The sequence below is a fragment of the Streptomyces sp. NRRL F-5630 genome (assembly GCF_000719475.1).
Taxonomy (GTDB): domain Bacteria; phylum Actinomycetota; class Actinomycetes; order Streptomycetales; family Streptomycetaceae; genus Streptomyces.
Map to the genome: position 1 here is coordinate 1 of NZ_JOGO01000031.1, position 19,341 is coordinate 19,341.

General features: G+C 72.9%; 17 protein-coding genes. 1 reads left to right on the plus strand and 16 read right to left on the minus strand.

The window, feature by feature from the left end; genetic code table 11:
• Positions 1–85 precede the first annotated feature (85 nt).
• From carB to pyrR, 6 genes are all read right to left on the minus strand, one after another.
• Positions 86–3,400 carry a carbamoyl-phosphate synthase large subunit gene (gene carB, locus IF99_RS0116160; protein WP_030997199.1) on the minus strand — a complete coding sequence of 1,105 codons (3,315 nt, stop codon included), beginning with the start codon at positions 3,398–3,400 and terminating at the stop codon, positions 86–88.
• Positions 3,393–4,538 carry a glutamine-hydrolyzing carbamoyl-phosphate synthase small subunit gene (gene carA / locus IF99_RS0116165; protein WP_030997200.1) on the minus strand — a complete coding sequence of 382 codons (1,146 nt, stop codon included), beginning with the start codon at positions 4,536–4,538 and terminating at the stop codon, positions 3,393–3,395. The genes carB and carA overlap by 8 nt, the downstream gene beginning before the upstream one ends.
• Positions 4,535–5,140 (minus strand): hypothetical protein, encoded by a 606-nt coding sequence (locus tag IF99_RS0116170; protein ID WP_030997201.1) that lies wholly within the window; start codon positions 5,138–5,140, stop codon positions 4,535–4,537. The genes carA and IF99_RS0116170 overlap by 4 nt, the downstream gene beginning before the upstream one ends.
• The gene (locus IF99_RS0116175) at positions 5,137–6,423 is read right to left on the minus strand and encodes a dihydroorotase (protein WP_030997202.1); all 1,287 of its coding nucleotides are present in this window, start codon (positions 6,421–6,423) and stop codon (positions 5,137–5,139) included. Before IF99_RS0116175 ends, IF99_RS0116170 begins: the two co-directional genes overlap by 4 nt.
• A gap of 12 nt (positions 6,424–6,435) precedes the next feature.
• Positions 6,436–7,422 carry an aspartate carbamoyltransferase catalytic subunit gene (locus tag IF99_RS0116180; protein WP_030997203.1) on the minus strand — a complete coding sequence of 329 codons (987 nt, stop codon included), beginning with the start codon at positions 7,420–7,422 and terminating at the stop codon, positions 6,436–6,438.
• Between the two features lie 136 nt (positions 7,423–7,558).
• The gene (pyrR, locus tag IF99_RS0116185) at positions 7,559–8,143 is read right to left on the minus strand and encodes a bifunctional pyr operon transcriptional regulator/uracil phosphoribosyltransferase PyrR (protein ID WP_030997204.1); all 585 of its coding nucleotides are present in this window, start codon (positions 8,141–8,143) and stop codon (positions 7,559–7,561) included.
• 258 nt (positions 8,144–8,401) lie between these two features.
• Between pyrR and bldD the strand changes: the two genes are divergently transcribed.
• Positions 8,402–8,902 carry a transcriptional regulator BldD gene (gene bldD / locus IF99_RS0116190; protein WP_007829306.1) on the plus strand — a complete coding sequence of 167 codons (501 nt, stop codon included), beginning with the start codon at positions 8,402–8,404 and terminating at the stop codon, positions 8,900–8,902.
• 340 nt (positions 8,903–9,242) lie between these two features.
• Here the strand turns inward: bldD and nusB are convergent, their stop codons facing one another.
• The 10 genes from nusB to ruvX all read right to left on the minus strand — a co-directional run bounded on the left by nusB (position 9,243) and on the right by ruvX (position 19,336).
• Positions 9,243–9,677 (minus strand): transcription antitermination factor NusB, encoded by a 435-nt coding sequence (gene nusB / locus IF99_RS0116195; protein ID WP_030997205.1) that lies wholly within the window; start codon positions 9,675–9,677, stop codon positions 9,243–9,245.
• A 2-nt stretch (positions 9,678–9,679) separates the two neighbouring features.
• The gene (efp, locus tag IF99_RS0116200; RefSeq protein WP_030997206.1) at positions 9,680–10,246 is read right to left on the minus strand and encodes an elongation factor P; all 567 of its coding nucleotides are present in this window, start codon (positions 10,244–10,246) and stop codon (positions 9,680–9,682) included.
• 106 nt (positions 10,247–10,352) lie between these two features.
• A complete protein-coding gene (locus IF99_RS0116205) occupies positions 10,353–11,453 on the minus strand; it encodes an aminopeptidase P family protein (RefSeq protein WP_030997207.1) in 1,101 nt (366 codons plus the stop codon).
• A 189-nt stretch (positions 11,454–11,642) separates the two neighbouring features.
• Positions 11,643–12,587 (minus strand): AAA family ATPase, encoded by a 945-nt coding sequence (locus tag IF99_RS0116210; RefSeq protein WP_420705676.1) that lies wholly within the window; start codon positions 12,585–12,587, stop codon positions 11,643–11,645.
• A gap of 321 nt (positions 12,588–12,908) precedes the next feature.
• Positions 12,909–14,021 carry a 3-dehydroquinate synthase gene (gene aroB, locus IF99_RS0116215; protein WP_030997209.1) on the minus strand — a complete coding sequence of 371 codons (1,113 nt, stop codon included), beginning with the start codon at positions 14,019–14,021 and terminating at the stop codon, positions 12,909–12,911.
• Entirely contained in the window at positions 14,018–14,533 is a 516-nt protein-coding gene (locus tag IF99_RS0116220; protein ID WP_030997210.1) for a shikimate kinase, read from the minus strand. The genes aroB and IF99_RS0116220 overlap by 4 nt, the downstream gene beginning before the upstream one ends.
• On the minus strand, positions 14,530–15,714 hold the full coding sequence (aroC, locus tag IF99_RS0116225; RefSeq protein WP_030997211.1) for a chorismate synthase: 1,185 nt from the start codon (positions 15,712–15,714) through the stop codon (positions 14,530–14,532). The genes IF99_RS0116220 and aroC overlap by 4 nt, the downstream gene beginning before the upstream one ends.
• A 223-nt stretch (positions 15,715–15,937) precedes the next feature.
• The gene (locus IF99_RS0116230; protein WP_030997212.1) at positions 15,938–16,792 is read right to left on the minus strand and encodes a shikimate dehydrogenase; all 855 of its coding nucleotides are present in this window, start codon (positions 16,790–16,792) and stop codon (positions 15,938–15,940) included.
• A complete protein-coding gene (mltG, locus tag IF99_RS0116235; protein WP_030997214.1) occupies positions 16,770–18,695 on the minus strand; it encodes an endolytic transglycosylase MltG in 1,926 nt (641 codons plus the stop codon). The genes IF99_RS0116230 and mltG overlap by 23 nt, the downstream gene beginning before the upstream one ends.
• Positions 18,696–18,871: 176 nt before the next feature.
• Positions 18,872–19,336 (minus strand): Holliday junction resolvase RuvX, encoded by a 465-nt coding sequence (ruvX, locus tag IF99_RS0116240; RefSeq protein ID WP_030997215.1) that lies wholly within the window; start codon positions 19,334–19,336, stop codon positions 18,872–18,874.
• Positions 19,337–19,341: the final 5 nt, after the last annotated feature.

Genomic DNA, 19,341 nt, shown 5'->3' on the forward strand with positions numbered 1-19,341 from the left:
GGGTGCGGGTGGGGCGGTGCGGGGGCGGGCATGGAGAGGGGGACACCGCCGGAAAACGATGTCCCCCTCGTACCGCTTCAGGGACCTACGACTCCTTGCGGGCCGCCGTCAGGCGCTCCGCGTGCTCCTGGAGCGAGGCGACGCCCGTCGCGCCCCTGCCGAGCGCCTCGATGCCCTGCACGGCGGCGGCGAGCGCCTGGACCGTGGTGAGGCAGGGCACGGCGCGCGCGACGGCGGCGGTACGGATCTCGTAGCCGTCGAGACGCCCGCTGGTGCCGTAGGGCGTGTTGACGATGAGGTCGACGCCGCCCTCGTGGATGAGCTGGACGATCGTCTTCTCGCCGGCCGGGCCCTCGCCCTCGTACTGCTTGCGCACGAGGGTCGCGGGGATGCCGTGCCGCTGGAGGACCTCGGCGGTGCCGGAGGTCGCGAGCAGCTCGAAGCCGTGCTGGGCGAGTTCGCGGGCGGGGAAGATCATCGCGCGCTTGTCGCGGTTGGCGACCGAGATGAACGCGCGGCCCTTGGTGGGCAGCGGCCCGTACGCCCCGGCCTGCGACTTCGCGTACGCGGTGCCGAAGACGGCGTCGATGCCCATGACCTCGCCGGTGGAGCGCATCTCCGGGCCGAGCACGGTGTCCACGCCGCGCCCCGAGGGGTCGCGGAAGCGGGACCAGGGCATGACGGCCTCCTTGACGGAGATCGGCGCGTCCAGCGGCAGCGTGCCGCCGTCCCCGGTGGCGGGGAGCAGCCCCTCGGCGCGCAGTTCGGCGACGGTGGCGCCGAGCGAGATGCGCGCGGCGGCCTTCGCGAGCGGTACGGCGGTGGCCTTCGAGGTGAAGGGCACGGTCCGCGAGGCGCGCGGGTTGGCCTCCAGGACGTACAGGATGTCGCCGGAGAGCGCGAACTGGATGTTGATGAGCCCGCGCACGCCGACGCCCTTGGCGATCGCCTCGGTGGAGGTGCGCAGCCGCTTGATGTCGTAGCCGCCGAGCGTGATGGGCGGCAGGGCGCACGCCGAGTCGCCGGAGTGGATGCCGGCCTCCTCGATGTGCTCCATGACGCCGCCGAGGTAGAGCTCCTCGCCGTCGTAGAGCGCGTCGACGTCGATCTCGATCGTGTCGTCGAGGAAGCGGTCGACGAGGACCGGGCGGGAGGGGCTGATCTCGGTGGACTCCTCGATGTACGCGGCGAGCCGGGTCTCGTCGTAGACGATCTCCATGCCGCGTCCGCCGAGCACGTACGAGGGCCGGACGAGGACGGGGTAGCCGATCTCGTCGGCGATGGCCTTGGCCTCGGCGAAGGTGGTGGCCGTGCCGTGCTTGGGCGCGGGCAGCCCGGCCTCGGCGAGGACGCGGCCGAAGGCGCCGCGGTCCTCGGCGGCGTCGATGGCCTCGGGCGAGGTGCCGACGATGGGCACCCCGTTGTCCTTGAGCGCCTGCGCGAGGCCGAGCGGGGTCTGCCCGCCGAGCTGGACGAGGACACCGGCGACGGGTCCGGCCTTCTGCTCGGCGTGGACGATCTCCAGGACGTCCTCCAGGGTGAGCGGCTCGAAGTAGAGCCGGTCGGAGGTGTCGTAGTCGGTGGAGACGGTCTCGGGGTTGCAGTTGACCATGACGGTCTCGTAGCCCGCGGCGCTGAGCGCGAAGGAGGCGTGGACGCAGGAGTAGTCGAACTCGATGCCCTGGCCGATGCGGTTGGGGCCCGAGCCGAGGATGATCACGGCGGGCTTCTCGCGCGGCGCGACCTCGGTCTCCTCGTCGTAGGAGGAGTAGAAGTACGGGGTCCGCGCGGCGAACTCGGCGGCGCAGGTGTCGACGGTCTTGTAGACGGGCCGCAGCGCGAGGGCGTGGCGGACCTCCCGCACGACGTCCTCGCGCAGTCCGCGCACGGCGGCGATCTGCTGGTCGGAGAAGCCGTGGCGCTTGGCCCCGGCGAGGAGTTCACGGGTCAGCTCGGGGGCCTCGGCGAGTTCGTCGGCGATCTCCTTGAGGAGGAAGAGCTGGTCGACGAACCAGGGGTCGATCCGGGTGTGGTCGAAGACCTCCTCGGGCGTGGCCCCGGCGCGGATCGCGGCCATGACAGTGTTGACGCGGCCGTCGGTGGGGCGCTCGGCGACGCGGAGCAGTTCGTCCTTGTCGCCGGTGGGCCCGGCGAAGTCGAACTGGCTGCCCTTCTTCTCCAGGGAGCGCAGCGCCTTCTGGAACGCCTCGGTGAAGTTGCGGCCGATCGCCATGGCCTCGCCGACCGACTTCATGGTCGTCGTGAGGGTGGAGTCGGCGGAGGGGAACTTCTCGAAGGCGAAGCGGGGGGCCTTGACGACGACGTAGTCGAGGGTCGGCTCGAAGGAGGCCGGGGTCTGCTCGGTGATGTCGTTGGGGATCTCGTCGAGCGTGTAGCCGACAGCCAGCTTCGCGGCGATCTTGGCGATCGGGAAGCCGGTGGCCTTCGAGGCGAGAGCGGAGGAGCGCGAGACGCGCGGGTTCATCTCGATGACGATGATCCGGCCGTCCTCGGGGTTCACCGCGAATTGGATGTTGCAGCCGCCGGTGTCGACGCCGACCTCGCGGATGATCGCGATGCCGATGTCGCGCAGGCGCTGGTACTCGCGGTCGGTGAGGGTCATGGCCGGGGCGACGGTGATCGAGTCCCCGGTGTGCACGCCCATGGGGTCGAAGTTCTCGATGGAGCAGACGACCACGACGTTGTCGTTGCGGTCGCGCATGAGCTCCAGCTCGTACTCCTTCCAGCCGAGGATGGACTCCTCCAGGAGGACCTCGGTGGTCGGCGAGAGCGTCAGGCCCTGACCGGCGATGCGGCGCAGTTCCGCCTCGTCGTGCGCGAAGCCGGAGCCCGCGCCGCCCATCGTGAAGGAGGGGCGCACGACGACGGGGTAGCCGCCGAGCGTCTCGACGCCGGCGAGGACGTCGTCCATGGAGTGGCAGATGACCGAGCGCGCGGACTCGCCGTGGCCGATCTTCTTGCGGACCTCCTCGACGACGCCCTTGAACAGGTCGCGGTCCTCGCCCTTGTTGATCGCCTCGACGTTGGCGCCGATGAGCTCGACGCCGTACTTCTCCAGCGTCCCCGCGTCGTGCAGGGAGATCGCCGTGTTGAGCGCGGTCTGCCCGCCGAGGGTCGGCAGGAGGACGTCGGGGCGCTCCTTGGCGATGATCTTCTCGACGTACTCGGGCGTGATCGGCTCGACGTACGTGGCGTCGGCGATCTCCGGGTCGGTCATGATCGTCGCCGGGTTGGAGTTGACGAGGATCACGCGCAGACCCTCGGCCCGCAGGACGCGGCACGCCTGGGTGCCCGAGTAGTCGAACTCGGCGGCCTGGCCGATGACGATCGGGCCGGAGCCGATGACCAGGACGGACTGGATATCGGTGCGCTTAGGCACGCTGGCCCTCCATCAAAGACGTGAAGCGGTCGAAGAGGTACGCGGCGTCGTGCGGACCCGCGGCTGCTTCCGGGTGGTACTGGACGCTGAAGGCGGGCCGGTCGAGGAGCTGGAGCCCTTCGACGACGTTGTCGTTGAGGCACACGTGGGAGACCTCGACGCGCCCGTAGGGGGTCTCGGAGACCTGGTCGGTGGGCGCGTCCACGGCGAAGCCGTGGTTGTGCGCGGTGACCTCGACCTTGCCGGTGGCGCGGTCCTGGACGGGCTGGTTGATGCCGCGGTGGCCGTACTTGAGCTTGTACGTGCCGAAGCCGAGCGCGCGGCCGAGGATCTGGTTGCCGAAGCAGATCCCGAAGAGCGGCGTGCCGCGCTCCAGGACCTCGCGCATGAGGGCGACGGGGTGCTCGGCGGTCTCGGGGTCGCCGGGGCCGTTGGAGAAGAAGACGCCGTCGGGGCTCACCGCGTAGACGTCCTCGGCGGTCGCCGTGGCGGGCAGGACGTGCACCTCGATGCCGCGCTCGGCCATGCGGTGCGGGGTCATGCCCTTGATGCCCAGGTCGATCGCGGCGACGGTGTACTTCTTGGTGCCGACGGCGGGGACGACGTACGCCTGCTCGGTCGCGACCTCGGCGGAGAGGTCGGCGCCCTTCATCTCGGGGGCCCGCCGGACCCGCTCCAGGGCCTCGGTGTCGCTCGGGAGCGTCTCGCCGCTGAAGATGCCGACGCGCATCGCGCCGCGCTCGCGCAGGTGGCGGGTGAGGGCGCGGGTGTCGATCCCCGAGATCCCGACGACGCCCTGCCGCTCCAGCTCCTCGTCCAGGGTCCGCCGCGAGCGCCAGTTGGACGGGCGCCGCGCGGGGTCGCGGACGACGTAGCCGGCGACCCAGACGCGGCGGGACTCGGGGTCCTCGTCGTTGACCCCGGTGTTGCCGATGTGCGGGGCCGTCATGACGACGACCTGGCGGTGGTAGGAGGGGTCGGTCAGGGTCTCCTGGTAGCCGGTCATGCCGGTGGAGAAGACGGCTTCGCCGAAGGTCTCCCCCACGGCCCCGTAGGCACGGCCGCGAAAGACACGGCCGTCCTCCAGGACGAGTACGGCCGCGGGCGTCTGCGGGCGCCCCTGAGTGGAGGTCGTCATCGTGCGGCGCCTTCCGTCGTGGTGGTCGGGTGGTTCTGCGCGGGGATGCCGCTCGCGGCGTTGAGGGCGGCGACCCACGCGGGGTGCTCGGCGGCCCGCTCGGAGCGGAAGCCGGAGTCGATGAGGGTGTCCCCGTGGGCCCAGGTCACGACGAGGAGGCCGTTCTCGGTGAGGACCTTCCCGGCGATGCCCTTGTCGAGGCGGGCGCCGCGGAGGGCGGCGGTGGGGACGAAGAAGTCGGGGGCGCCCTGGCGCTCGACGGTGAGCCCGGCGGGGCGCAGGCTCAGCTCGGCGCGGCTGCGCGTGCCGAGGCCGTGCGCGACGATCCGGTCGAGCCACTGCCCGGCGGTCGTCGAGCCGTGGTAGCGGCCGGTGAGCGTGAGGCTCGGCTCGGCGGGGTCCTCGGGGACCCCGGGGAGTGCGGGCAGGCCGGACTGGAGGGTGCCGCGCCACTTCCAGCCCTCGCGCATGAGCCAGTACACGAGGGTGACGAAGAGCAGCAGTCCGACGATCCAGCCGACGCGGCCGGCCCAGTCGGTCACGTCGGCGGACTTCTGCCCGTCCGCGAGCAGGGTGTCCGCCGTGGCGGTGAGGTAGGTCACGCGAGGGTCCCGTCGACGAGGGTCGCGCGGCCCCGCAGGAAGGTGTGGGTGACGCGTCCCGGCAGGTCCAGGCCCCGGTAGGGGGTGTTCCTGCTGCGGGAGGCGAACCCGGCGGGGTCCACCGTTCCACGGTAGCCGGGGTCGAGCAGCGTCAGGTTCGCGGGCTCACCCGCGGCGATCGGCCGGCCGTGGCCTTCGAGGCGGCCGATCCGCGCCGGCCGGAAGGACATGCGCGCGGCGACGCCGGCCCAGTCGAGGAGCCCGGTGTCGACCATGGCGTGCTGGACGACGGAGAGGGCGGTCTCCAGGCCGACCATGCCCATCGCGGCGGCGGCCCACTCGCAGTCCTTGTCCTCCTGCGGGTGCGGGGCGTGGTCGGTGGCGACGCAGTCGATGGTGCCGTCCGCGAGCCCGGCGCGCAGGGCCTGTACGTCGGCCTCGGTGCGCAGCGGCGGGTTGACCTTGTAGACGGGGTCGTAGCCGCGGACGAGCTCGTCGGTGAGGAGGAGGTGGTGCGGGGTGACCTCGGCGGTGACGTCCCAGCCCTTGGACTTGGCCCAGCGGACGATCTCGACGGACCCGGCGGTGGACACGTGGCACACGTGGAGGCGGGAGCCGACGTGGGCCGCGAGGAGGACATCGCGGGCGATGACGGACTCCTCGGCGACGGCGGGCCAGCCGCCGAGGCCGAGTTCGGCGGAGACGACGCCCTCGTTCATCTGGGCGCCCTCGGTGAGGCGCGGCTCCTGCGCGTGCTGCGCGACGACACCGCCGAAGGCCTTCACGTACTCCAGGGCGCGCCGCATGATCACGGCGTCGTCGACGCACTTGCCGTCGTCCGAGAAGACCTTCACGGCGGCGGCGGAGTCGTGCATCGCGCCGAGTTCGGCGAGCTTCTTGCCCTCCAGGCCCACGGTGACGGCGCCGACGGGCTGGACGTCGCAGTAGCCGGACTCGCGGCCCAGGCGCCACACCTGCTCGACCACGCCCGCGGTGTCGGCGACGGGGAAGGTGTTCGCCATGGCGTGCACGGCGGTGTAGCCGCCCTTGGCGGCGGCGCGGGTGCCGGTGAGGACGGTCTCGGAGTCCTCGCGGCCCGGCTCGCGCAGGTGGGTGTGGAGGTCGACGAGGCCGGGCAGCAGGACCTGCCCCTCGGCCTCGACGACGCTCGCGCCGTCCGCCGCGATGCCGGGGCCGACCTCGGCGATCGTCCCGCCGTCGAGGAGGACGTCGGCGGGGTCGCCGCCGAGGACGCGGGCGCCGCGGATCAGGGTCTTGTTCACGGGGGTCACGGGTTACTTCTCCTCGGCCTGGGCGGCGGGTCGGCTGTGGGTGGGGGCGGGTTCCTGGCCGCCGAGCAGGAGGTAGAGCACGGCCATGCGGACGGAGACGCCGTTGGCGACCTGCTCGATCACGGTGCAGCGCGGCGAGTCGGCGACCTCGGCGGTGATCTCCATGCCGCGCACCATCGGCCCGGGGTGCATGACGACGGCGTGCTCCGGCATCCGCGCCATGCGCTGCGCGTCGAGCCCGTAGCGCCGCGCGTACTCGCGCTCGGTCGGGAAGTACGCGGCGTTCATCCGCTCGCGCTGGACGCGCAGCATCATGACGGCGTCCGCTTCGCCCAGGGCGGCGTCCAGGTCGTAGGAGATCTCGCAGGGCCAGGTCCCGGCGCCGACCGGGAGGAGGGTCGGCGGGGCGACGAGGGTGACGTGGGCGCCGAGGGTGTGGAGCAGGTCGACGTTGGAGCGGGCGACGCGGCTGTGCAGGATGTCGCCGACGAGGGTGACGCGGCGGCCTTCGAGGCCGGCGCCCATCGCCTCGGGGCCCAGGAGCCTGCGGCGGAGCGTGAAGGCGTCCAGGAGGGCCTGGGTGGGGTGCTGGTGGGTGCCGTCGCCCGCGTTGATGACGGCGGCGTCGATCCAGCCCGTCGTGGCGAGGCGCTGCGGGGCGCCCGAGGCGCTGTGCCGGATGACGACGGCGTCGACGCCCATCGCCTCCAGGGTCTGCGCGGTGTCCTTGAGCGATTCGCCCTTGGAGACGCTGGAACCCTTGGCGGCGAAGTTGATGACGTCGGCGGACAGGCGCTTCTCGGCGACCTCGAAGGAGGTGCGGGTGCGCGTGGAGTCCTCGAAGAAGAGGTTGACCACGGTGCGGCCGCGCAGGGTCGGCAGTTTCTTGATGGGGCGGTCGGCCACCCGCGCCATTTCCTCGGCGGTGTCGAGGATCTGGACGGCTTCGTCGCGGGAGAGGTCGGCGGCCGAGATGAGGTGTCGCATCATCCGGGGCTCCTGGGGGCAGGCAGGGGGAGGTCGGGGGGTACGGCGGCGGGGCGGCGCTCGGCGCGGGGGGACCGCTCGCGGGCGTGCGGGCACACCGGCTCACCCGTTCGGGCGAGCGGGGGTCTTCGGGTGCGCGCTAGCGCGGGGCGGTGCCGCCGAGCAGCACGGCGTCGCGGCCGTCCTCCTCGGTGAGCTGCACCTTGACGGTCTCGCGCAGCGAGGTGGGGAGGTTCTTCCCGACGTAGTCGGCGCGGATCGGCAGCTCTCGGTGGCCCCGGTCGACGAGGACGGCGAGCTGGACGGCGCGGGGGCGGCCGATGTCGCCGAGGGCGTCGAGCGCGGCGCGGATGGTGCGGCCGGAGAAGAGCACGTCGTCGACGAGGACGACGAGGCGTCCGTCGAGCCCTTCGCCGGGGATCTCGGTGCGGCCGAGGGCGCGGGCGGGCTTGAGGCGCAGGTCGTCGCGGTACATCGTGATGTCGAGCGAACCGGTGGGGACCGGGCGGCCGGTGATGGTGGCGAGCTTCGCGGCGAGGCGCTCCGCCAGGTGCACCCCGCGGGTGGGGATGCCGAGCAGCACCACGTCGTCGGCGCCCTTGGCGCGTTCGACGATCTCGTGGGCGATGCGGGTGAGCACCCTGGCGATGTCGGGGCCTTCGAGCACGGGCCTGGGCCCGCCGGGCTCCTCGTCGAGGGGGTGCTCCGGGGTGGGGCTGTCCATCGAGGGACCTCCTTCTCCGCCTCACGGGACGGCTCTTAAAGGACGTCTGAATTGCGCCACCCACGCTACCAGGGGCAAGAATGAGGAGGGGCACCCCCCTGCCCCCGGGGCCGGTGACACCTGTCACCACGCCGGGAGCGGTTTCGGCGGGAGGTCCACCTGTTCCGCTTGACGCAGGCAAATCACGCTGCGTAACCTCACCGTGAGTCACCAGCCCTCTCGGCTGGCCGCACATTGTCACAGTGTCCGGGGAGCTATATGTCCAGCGAATACGCCAAACAGCTCGGGGCCAAGCTCCGGGCCATCCGCACCCAGCAGGGCCTCTCCCTCCACGGTGTCGAGGAGAAGTCCCAGGGGCGCTGGAAGGCGGTCGTGGTCGGTTCGTACGAGCGGGGCGACCGCGCGGTCACCGTTCAGCGTCTCGCCGAGCTGGCCGACTTCTACGGGGTTCCCGTCCAGGAGCTGCTGCCGGGCACCACGCCCGGCGGTGCGGCCGAGCCGCCGCCCAAGCTCGTCCTCGACCTGGAGCGTCTGGCCACCGTTCCCGCGGAGAAGGCCGGCCCGCTCCAGCGGTACGCGGCGACCATCCAGTCGCAGCGCGGGGACTACAACGGCAAGGTCCTCTCCATCCGCCAGGACGACCTGCGCACCCTCGCCGTGATCTACGACCAGTCCCCCTCGGTCCTGACCGAGCAGCTCATCAGCTGGGGAGTGCTGGACGCGGACGCGCGCCGGGCGGTGGCGCACGAGGAGGGCTGAGACCCGCCTCGCGAGAGCACGTGAAAGGGTGAGCCGGACAAACCGGCTCACCCTTTCGGCGTCATCGCGGCGGGGCGATCGAAAGCCCCGTACGGCTCGGCGGCGGCCTGAGCGGCGCCTTGGCCCTCCCCCGGCCCCAGCCGCCGCTCGCGCGGGGCGGCGAGGCGCCGCGTGCCGCTTCGGGGCGGCGAGGCGGAGGCAGCCCGCACGGGCGCGTACGGCTCCTCGCGGCCGGGAACGTGCGCGGCAGGGCTCACGTAATGGCCCCACGCCGCGCGCGGAAAGGGCCCGCCCCCGGCTCCGAGGAGACGGGGGCGGGCCCTTCGCCGTACGGCGGCGGTCAGTCGTCCTGGCCGCGCAGTTCGGGCTTGAGGTTCTTGAAGCGGCCGAGAAGACCGTTGACGAAGGCCGGGGACTCGTCGGTGGAGAACTCCTTGGCGAGTTCCACCGCCTCGTCCATCACGACCGCGTCCGGCGTCCCGTCGACCCACACGAGTTCGTGGGCACCGAGCCGCACGATGTTGCGGTCGACGACCGGCATCCGGTCCAGCGGCCAGTCCACCGAGTATTTCGCGATGACCTCGTCGATGCGGCGCGCGTGCTCCGCGTACCCCTCGACGAGCTCCATCGTGTACTCGCTGACCGGCGGCTGCTGGGTGTCGCTCCGGGAGTGACGCACCCAGTCGGCGAGCACCGTGAGGACGTCGGTGCCGCGCTGGTCGGCCTCGAAGAGGATCTGGAAGGCGCGCTTGCGTGCCGTAGTGCGAGCAGCCACAATCAGCCGTTCACTCGGCCGAGGTAGTCGCCGGTACGGGTGTCGACCTTGATCTTCTCGCCGGTGGTGATGAAGAGCGGGACCTGGATGGTGTGCCCGGTCTCCAGCTCGGCCGGCTTGTTGCCGCCGGTGGAGCGGTCGCCCTGGACGCCCGGCTCGGTGTTGGCGATGACCAGCTCGACGGCGGCGGGCAGCTCGATGTAGAGCGGGTTGCCCTCGTACATCGCGACGACGGCCTCGAAGCCCTCCAGGAGGTAGTTGGCGGCGTCGCCGACGACCTTCGGGTCCACGTGGATCTGGTCGAACGTGTCCATGTCCATGAACACGAAGTACTCGCCGTCCTTGTACGAGAACTGCATCCCGCGCTTGTCGACGTTGGCCGTCTCGACCTTGACGCCGGCGTTGAAGGTCTTGTCGACGACCTTGCCGGAGAGCACGTTCTTCAGCTTGGTGCGCACGAAGGCGGGGCCCTTGCCGGGCTTGACGTGCTGGAACTCGACGACGGACCAGAGCTGGTCGTTGTCGAGCTTGAGCACCAGGCCGTTCTTGAGGTCGTTCGTGGAAGCCACGGTTGCGGAATCTCCTGGACGATGGGGCCTCTCCCCCAGGTCCTGGGGACCTCGGGAAGAGCTGATGGACGACCGCGGCACCGTCCCGGCCCGAGGGCCGTCTGCCCTAGAGCGCGAGCAGCTCCTTGGTCGTGATGGTGAGTAGCTCGGGCCCGCCGTCCGCCTCGGGGCGCACGACGAGTGTGTCATCGATCCGGACCCCGCCCCTGCCCGGGAGGTGGACCCCCGGTTCGACGGTGACCGGCACACAAGCGTCCAGTTTACCCATGGCGGACGGGGCGAGCTGCGGGTCCTCGTCGTTTTCCAGCCCCACCCCGTGTCCGGTGAGCGCGGGCAGGTCCGCGCCGTGCCCGGCGGACTCCAGCGCCTGACGGACCGCCCGGTCCACGTCGCGGCAGGCCGCGCCGGGCAACAGGGCCTCGCGACCGGCCCGCTGGGCGGCGAAGACCGCGTCGTACAACTCGACCTGCCACTCCTCGGGCGCCGTCCCGATGACGAACGTCCGCCCGATTTCGCTGCGGTATCCGCGGTACGTGGCCCCCAGGCACACGGAGAGGAAGTCGCCCTCCTCGACGCGGCGGTCCGTGGGCCGGTGCCCGGCGAGCCCGGCGTGCGGGCCGGTGGCGACGGAGGTGGCGAAGGCGGCGCCGTCCGCGCCGTGGTCGACGAGGCGGCGCTCCAGCTCCAGGGCGAGGTGGCGCTCGGTGCGCCCGACGAGGATCGACTCCAGGAGTTCGCCGAGGGCCTGGTCGGCGATCTCGGCGGCGATCCGCAGCGCCCCGATCTCCTCCTCGTCCTTGACGAGCCGCAGTTGCTCGACGCCGCGCCCGAGGTCGCCGAGGCGCAGGCGCGGCGCCGTGTCGGCGAGGGCGCGGTGGCGGGCGACGGTGAGGTGGTGCTCCTCGACGGCGAGGATCTCGGCGCCGTCGGCCGCCGCGGTCTCGGCGGCGGCGACGGCGGGGTCCGAGGCCGGGCAGGCGAGGACGTGGACGCGCAGCGCGTCGTCCGCGAGCCCCCCGGGCGGGCTCGCGGCGAAGAGGATGTCGGGCCCTCCGGGCTCGGCGCCGAGCAGCAGGACGGAGCCCTCGGGGGCCGCGCCGCCGAGATAGCGGACGTTGGCGGGGCGCGAGACGAGGGCCGCCGTCTGGCCCGCTCCCGCGCACAACTGCCTCAGCCGGTCCCTGCGTGCCGCGTGCGCCTCAGCCATGGCCCGAGCCTAAGGGGGCGTGGCACGGGCCGCCGGAGTTGTGCGTCCGACCGGGTAGCGGGCCCCCGGGCGGCCTGCGCGCGGGGCAGCGGCGCAGGCACGGGGCGCCGCGGCCGGGCCGCTCCCGTCACTGGGGCAGGGGCGCCCGGCGCCGGGACGGGGAGGCCCGGCGGCGCGGCCCCGGGGCGCTCACCACGGGGGCGGGCTGGCTATCGCGCGGGCGAGGACTTCGTCGAGCCGCTGGGCCGTGGCCGGCACGTCGAGCTGCGAGTTGTCGATGATGGGCAGTCCCGAGCCGTACCAGCCGGCCATGCGGCCGTGGATGCTGGCGACCTCCTCGTCGCTGAGCCTGCGGTTCCCCGTGCGTTCGGCGTTGCGCTCCAGGACGACGTCGAGCCCCGGCAGGAGCACGACGGGCAGCAGCCCGGGGCCCACGTGCCGCTTCCAGCCGCCGAGACCGACGACGGGCCGGTCGGGGAAGACGGCGTCGTCGATGACGCAGGAGATGCCGTTGGCGAGGAAGTTGCGCGCGGCGAAGCCGCAGGTGCGGCGGGCGAGCCGGTACTGCACCTCGGAGTTGTCGTTCCACCCTGCCTGCGGGTCGGCGAAGCCCGCGTGCACCCACTCGCGCACGTCGTCGAGGCTGATGTGCGCGGTCGGTACGGGCCGCCGCGCCGCCCAGTACCGCGCGACGGTCGTCTTGCCCGCCCCGGCGGGCCCGATGAGGAGCACGGCGAGGATCGTCGCGCCCGTCCCGGCCTGCGGCCCCGGGACGACGCTCGGCGCGGCCACGGGTGCGTCGGGCGGCAGCGCGACATGCCCGGTGCCGTCGGGCGGCAGCGTCCGCCCGCCGGGGTGCGGCGGGGGCGCGTGGCCCGGGCCTGGCGGGAGCGGTACGGGCCCGGGGAACGGCGGGACGAGGCCGGGCGGCGCCGCGGGGCCGTCGACGCCCGGCACGGGCCCCGTGGCCGGGGTGGGGCGCAGGGGCAGGGTCGGGGGGCCGCCGTGCTGCGGACCACTGGGCTGCGGAGCGCTGTGCTGCGGGCCGCCGTGCTGCGGGCCGCCCTGCTGCTGGCCGCTGTGCTGCGGCCCGCTGTGCTGCGCGCCGTCGTGCGCAAGGCCTCCGTGGGGCATGGCCCCGTACGAGGGGCCGCCGTGCGGAGTGCCGCCGTGCGGAGTGCCGCCGTGCGGAGTGCCGCCGTGGGCCGGGCCCTCGGGGCCGTGCCCGTGCGGGGACCAGGAATCGTGAGGCGGGGTCGCTCCCGCGGAATGCCGCATCCCGTGCCAACTCCGTCTCGTACCGGCTGCTTGCGGGCGGTTCGCGCGGGAGAACCGCACGCGATGCCCGGTGCACGGTACCGTTCCCCGCCCTCGCGCGGGAAAGCGCGAGGGGCCGGAAGACCTCCGTACTCACCCCGTACGACGGCCTCCGGCCCGTGTGCGCTCCCCGCCCGCTCAGTCCTTCGCGATCTCCCCGTACGCCGCCAGGAGCACCGCCGGGTCGGGGCCCTCCAGGACGACCGGTTTGGCGAGGCCGTCGAGGACGATGAAGCGCAGGAGGTTGCCGCGCGACTTCTTGTCGAGCTTCATGTTCTCCAGCAGGCGCGGCCACTGGTCACCTCGGTAGCCCAGCGGGAGACCGACCGCTTCGAGCACCGCGCGGTGGCGGTCGGCGGTGGCGTCGTCGAGACGGCCCGCGAGGCGGCCGAGTTCGGCGGCGAAGTGCATCCCGACCGAGACCGCCGCGCCGTGGCGCCAGGCGTAGCGTTCGTTCTTCTCGATCGCGTGGCCCAGCGTGTGACCGTAGTTGAGGATCTCGCGGCGTCCGGCCTCCTTGAGGTCGCCCGAGACGACCTCGGCCTTGACGCGGATCGAGCGCACGATGAGCTCGGCCGTGTGCGGTCCCTCGGGCGTGCGCGCGGCGACCGGGTCGGACTCGATGAGGTCGAGGATGACCGGGTCGGCGATGAACCCCGCCTTGATGACCTCGGCGAGCCCGCTCACGAAGTCGTGCACGGGCAGCGAGGCGAGCGCGGCGAGGTCGCACAGGACCCCGGCGGGCGGGTGGAAGGAGCCGACGAGGTTCTTGCCCTCGGCGGTGTTGATGCCGGTCTTGCCGCCGATCGCGGCGTCGACCATGCCGAGCACGGTGGTCGGCACCGCGATCCACCGCACGCCGCGCAGCCACGTCGCCGCTACGAAGCCGGCGAGGTCGGTCGTCGCGCCGCCGCCGACGCCGACGACGACGTCGGTGCGCGTGAACCCGGACTGCCCGAGCGCCGTCCAGCAGTAGGCGGCGACCTCGGCGGTCTTCGCCTCCTCGGCGTTCGGCACCTGGATCGCGATCGCCTCATAGCCCTGCTCGGCGAGGTCGGCGCGCAGCGCCTCGCCCGTCTCGGCGAGCGCCTCGGGGTGGATCACGGCGACGCGCTGGGCCTTCTCGCCGATGAGGGCGGGGAGTTCGCCGAGCAGGTGGTGGCCGACGAGGACCTCGTAGGGAGCGCTTCCCTCGGTGCCGTCGATGGCGATACGGGTCGGGGCGGTCTCCCGCGTGCTGTTCTCGCTCACGCTTCCTTCAGCTCCAGTGCGTCGAGGACCGCGAGCGCGACCTCTTCGGGGGTGCGGTCGTCGGTGGCCACGGTGGCGCGGGCGACCTCGGTGTACAGGGGACGGCGGGCCTCCATCAGCTCGCGCCACGTGCGGCGCGGGTTGACGGCGAGCAGGGGGCGCGCGGTGGCGAGCCCGGTGCGGCGCACGGCCTCGTCGATGTCCATCGTGAGGAAGACGACGGGGTGCCCGCGCAGGCGCTCGCGCGTGCCCGCGTCCAGCACCGCTCCCCCGCCGAGCGCGAGGACGCCCTCGTGCTCGGCGAGCGCGACGCCCACCGCCTCGCGTTCGAGCGCGCGGAAGTGTTCCTCGCCGTCGTCCACGAAGATGTCGGAGATCTCGCGGCCCTCCGCGGTGACGATGTCCTCGTCGGTGTCGCGGAAGGCGAGCCCCAGCCGCTCGGCCACGAGGTGGCCGACCGTGGACTTGCCGACGCCCATCGGGCCGACGAGGACGAGCCGGGGGCCGGTCACCGGATCGGGAGGTTGTCGAGGTACGCGCGGACGTTGCGGCGGGTCTCGGGAACGCTGTCGCCGCCGAACTTCTCGGCGACGGCGTCGGCGAGGACGAGCGCGACCATGGCCTCGGCGACGATCCCCGCCGCGGGCACGGCGCACACGTCGGAGCGCTGGTGGTGGGCCTTGGTGGCCTCGCCGGTGGCGACGTCCACGGTCGCCAGGGCGCGCGGCACCGTCGCGATGGGCTTCATCGCGGCGCGTACGCGCAGGAGTTCGCCGGTCGTGAGGCCGCCCTCGGTGCCGCCGGAGCGCCCGGTGACGCGGCGGATGCCCTCGTCCGTCCTGACGATCTCGTCGTGCGCCTGGGAGCCGGGCACCCGGGCGAGACCGAAGCCGTCGCCGACCTCGACGCCCTTGATCGCCTGGATGCCCATGAGCGCCCCGGCGAGGCGCGCGTCGAGCCTGCGGTCCCAGTGCACGTGCGAGCCGAGCCCCACGGGCACGTCGTAGGCGAGGACCTCGACGACGCCGCCGAGCGTGTCGCCGTCCTTGTGGGCCTGGTCGATCTCGGCGACCATCGCCTTGCTCGCGTCGGCGTCGAGGCAGCGGACGGGGTCGGCGTCGAGCCTGTCGACGTCGGCGGGGACCGGTACGAGGCCGTAGGGGGCCTTCGCGGCGGCGATCTCGACGACGTGACTGACGATCTCGATGCCCGCCGTCTCCTTGAGGTAGGAGCGGGCGACGGCGCCGAGCGCGACGCGCGCGGCGGTCTCGCGGGCCGAGGCGCGCTCCAGGACCGGGCGGGCCTCGTCGAAGCCGTACTTCTGCATGCCGGCGAGGTCGGCGTGGCCGGGGCGGGGCCGGGTGAGGGGAGCGTTGCGGGCCGATTCCGCGAGGGCGCCGGGGTCGACCGGGTCGGCAGCCATGACCTGTTCCCACTTGGGCCACTCGGTGTTGCCGACCATGACGGCGACGGGCGAGCCGAGGGTCAGCCCGTGCCGGACGCCGCCGAGGAAGGTCACCTCGTCGCGCTCGAACTTCATCCGTGCCCCGCGCCCGTAGCCGAGGCGCCGCCTGGCGAGGTGGTCGGCGACCAGATCGGTGGTGACGGGGACACCGGCGGGAAGCCCCTCCAGCGTCGCCACGAGTGCGGGGCCGTGCGACTCTCCCGCGGTCAGCCAACGCAGCCTGCTCAACGGTGCTCCTCCTGCTCGCGCGTGGAACTGCGGCGCGACCGGGTGCGCGGCCCAGGCCGGCCGCCTCCGATCCTCCCACGAAGCGGGGCACGGACCGGAGCGGGTCCACGGAGCGGACCCGGGCGTGGCGGGAGGCGCTCCCTCACCGGGCGGCGGCACTCCCCGGCCGGGCCGGGCACTCCCGCACCGGCCGGGGCGGTCCCCGACCCGGCGCGGCACTCCCTCACCGGGCCGCGAGCGCCGCCTCCCCCGCTTCCCGCATCGCCGCGAGCGGTGCCGGGCGGCGGCCCGTCATCCGCTCGACCTGGAGGACGGCCTGGTGGACGAGGAGGTCGAGCCCTCCGAGCACCTGGCCGCCGCGTGCCGCCCAGCGGGCCGCGAGCGGGGTCGGCCACGGCTCGTACAGGACGTCGAAGAGCGTCCCTGGCGCCTCGGGCACCGCGTCGGCGAGCGCGTCCGTGCTGCCCGCCGGGGTGGTCGCGATGACGAGCGGCGCGTGCAGGCCCTTGGCCGCCTCGTCCCAGGGCTCCGTGCGGACGTCGACGCCGAGCCGCTCGCCCCAGCCGCGCATCTCGGCCGCGCGCGCCGCGCCGCGCACGTAGGCGACGACCTCGCCGTCGCAGACGCGCGAGAGCGCCGCGAGCGCCGAGGAGGCGGTGGCCCCGGCACCGAGGACGGCGGCCCCGGCGACGCGCGTCAGGCCGCGCTCGGCGAGCGCGGCGCGCAGGCCGGGGATGTCGGTGTTGTCGCCGCTGCGGCTGCCGTCGGCCTCGAAGACGACCGTGTTGACGGCGTCGACCGAGGCCGCGGTGTCACTGATCCGGTCGAGCAGCGGCAGCACCGCCCGCTTGAGCGGCATGGTCAGCGAGAGCCCGGCCCACTCGGGGCCGAGCCCGTCGAGGAAGCCGGGCAGGGCCGCCTCGTCCGTCTCGATCCGCTCGTACGTCCAGCCGCTCAGGCCGAGCGCGCGGTAGGCGGCGAGGTGGAGTTGCGGGGAGAGCGAGTGCGCGACGGGCGAGCCGAGCACGGCGGCGCGGCGCGGTTCCCCGAAGTGGTCACCGCCCGGCGTCGGACGCATTGAACTGGGCCTCCAGCTTCTTGAATTCCGTCAGCGTCTTGGCGAACTGCGTGTCTTCCTTGCCGTCCACGGCGACGAAGTACATCCAGCCGTCATTGGTCGGGTTCAGCGCGGCGGCGAACGCCTCTTCACCGGGATTCCCGATCGGCCCGGGAGGAAGTCCCTTGTGGTAATAGGTGTTGTACGGGTCGGGATCGCTGTTGATCTCCTTGCTGGAGATCTTGATCTCGCTGCGCCCGGTGAGGTAGTTGTACGTCGAGTCGAACTGGATCTTGCCGTTCGTCTCGGTGTTGCCCGGCTTGAGCCTGTTGTAGATCACCTCCGCCATCTTGCGGAAGTCCTCGTGGGTCTTGCCCTCGGCGTTGACCATGCTCGCGACGGTGACGAGGTCGAGCGGATTGTCGAGATGGAGTTTCTTGGCCTGCCCGACGACGTCGATCTTCTCGTACTGCTTATTCGCCTGGGCGACCATTTTCTTGAGCACGTCGGCGGGCTTCTGGCCCTTGCTGACGGAATACGAAGAGGGGTAGAGGAATCCCTCCAGCGGGTCCTTTATGTCGTTGTCGTCATCCGCCCACTTCGGCAGTCCGAGCTTTTTCTTGTCGCTCTTCGCGACCTCGGCCGTGGTGCCCTCCTTGAGGCCGAGGCGGCCGTCGATCTGGGCGTAGATCCAGGCGTTGCGGTAACCCTCGGGAATGATGAGGGTCTTGCGGCTCTTGGGGTCCAGCATGAGTTCCACGGCGCTTTCGCCGGACATGCCCTTGTGGAGGGTGTAGAAGCCGGACTGGAGGGTGGTGCCCTTGTCGTTCGCCTTCTGCGCCGCCGTGAACGCCTCGACGCTCTTCACGACGCCCTTCTCCTTGAGCAGGTTGCCCATCGCGATGCCGCTGGACCCGTCGGGGATCTCGACCACGACGGTGCCGCTGCCGTCGCCCGCGTAGTCCGGCGGCGGCCCGAAACGGTCCTGGTAGAGCCCGTAGCCGTAGTACGCGGCCCCGCCGCCTCCGCCGATCAGGACGACGGCGACCACGAGGCAGGCGCAGCCGCCCCGGCGCTTCTTCGGCTTCTCGCCGCCGCGCCGTCCCGCGCGCCCGTTCCCGTCCTCGTCGTCCTCGTCGTCGGCGAGGTCGTCGCGGTCGTCGTCGCGGCCCTTGGTGCGGCGCCCGGTGGCGCGGCCCGCCTCGCCGTCGCTCGCGAAGAAGGGGTGCTCGGGCTCGTCGGGGTCGGGGTCCCACTCCCCGCGCTCGGGAGCGGGGGCGGGAGCGGGGACCTGGGCCTGCGGGGTGTGCGGGGCGGGCGGCTGCGGGGTCTGGGCTCCGCGGCTGCCCGGAGGCTGCGGCGGCGGGTACGCCTCGGGGGTCGCGTAGGGGTCCTGGGCCTGCGGATAGCCGGGCTGCTGCGCCGCCCCGTAGGGGTCGTGCGGGTCGGCCCCGTAGGGCACCTGCTGCTGTCCCGTGTCCCAGCCGTTGCCGTAGGACGGCGGCCCCTGCTGGTGCGGGTAACCCTGCTGTTCGTAGCCCTGGGGCTGGACGGGCTGCTGCGGCTGGCCCTGGTACCCGGGCTGACCGCCGTACTGCTGCTGCTCGTACTGCCGCTGGTCGTAGCCCTGCTGCTGCCCGTACATCGGCTGCTCGTAGCCCTGCGGGGGCTGCTGCTGGGCGTGGGGGTCTTGCTGTCCGTACCCCTGCTGCGGATACTGCTGCCGGCCGTAATCCTGTGGAATCGGCCGGCCCCAGGCGTCGTACTGCTGCTGAGGCTGGGGCGGAGTGGGCTGCTGCGGGGGGTACCCCTGTCCCTCGGGGCCGTAGGGGGCCTGCTCCTGCTGCCCCCAGCCCTGGTCCCCGTACAAGGGGTCCTCCGGGTGCCAGGGCTCCTGGCCCTGGCCACGCCCATACTCAGTCATCGGTCCCCTAGGGCCTGTCCGACAGTGACGCCGCGTCCAGGGCCCCGAGACACGGAACCGGGCGGCCGCGGAACGGAGTCCCGGCGGTCGCCCGGCGGCTTCTTCACGGTCTCCGTCCCCGCTGTGCGTTCGCTGTTCGAACGCGGACGCACCGCGGGAACGCTACCGTACCGCCATCAGTCCGTGGCCACGACGTCTTCCCCCGGGGGCAGCCCGGTGCGCTGTTCGGATTCGAGCGCCGTCTGAAGGATGATGACCGCGGCGGCCTGATCGATGACCGACCTGCCTTTTTTGGCGTTGACGCCCGAGGCCCGCAGGCCCTGACCGGCGGTCACCGTGGTCATCCGCTCATCGACCAATCTCACCGGAACGGGCGCGACCAGCGGAGCCAGACCGCCCGCGAAGGCACGCACCTTCTTGGCGGCCGGGCCCTCGCCACCGCGCAGCGAGCGCGGCAGCCCGACGACGAGCTCGATGGGCTCGTACTCCTCCACGAGCGCCTTGATCCTGCGCTGCGCGGCGGGCACGTCCCGGCCCGGCACGGTCTCGACCGGGGTCGCGAGAATCCCGTCGGGGTCGCAGGAGGCGACCCCGATCCGGGCGTCCCCGACATCGATCGCAAGACGGCGTCCTCGTCGCATCGGCG

Coding starts and splice junctions, on each gene's coding strand:
- pyrR (WP_030997204.1), bottom strand. CDS start 8,143: ATGGACAGCCCCACCCCGGAGCACCCCCTCGACGAGGAGCCCGGCGGG.
- IF99_RS0116205 (WP_030997207.1), bottom strand. CDS start 11,453: ATGGCTGAGGCGCACGCGGCACGCAGGGACCGGCTGAGGCAGTTGTGC.
- IF99_RS0116230 (WP_030997212.1), bottom strand. CDS start 16,792: ATGCGTCCGACGCCGGGCGGTGACCACTTCGGGGAACCGCGCCGCGCC.
- ruvX (WP_030997215.1), bottom strand. CDS start 19,336: ATGCGACGAGGACGCCGTCTTGCGATCGATGTCGGGGACGCCCGGATC.
- IF99_RS0116210 (WP_420705676.1), bottom strand. CDS start 12,587: ATGCCCCACGGAGGCCTTGCGCACGACGGCGCGCAGCACAGCGGGCCG.
- IF99_RS0116180 (WP_030997203.1), bottom strand. CDS start 7,422: ATGATGCGACACCTCATCTCGGCCGCCGACCTCTCCCGCGACGAAGCC.
- bldD (WP_007829306.1), top strand. CDS start 8,402: ATGTCCAGCGAATACGCCAAACAGCTCGGGGCCAAGCTCCGGGCCATC.
- mltG (WP_030997214.1), bottom strand. CDS start 18,695: ATGACTGAGTATGGGCGTGGCCAGGGCCAGGAGCCCTGGCACCCGGAG.
- carA (WP_030997200.1), bottom strand. CDS start 4,538: ATGACGACCTCCACTCAGGGGCGCCCGCAGACGCCCGCGGCCGTACTC.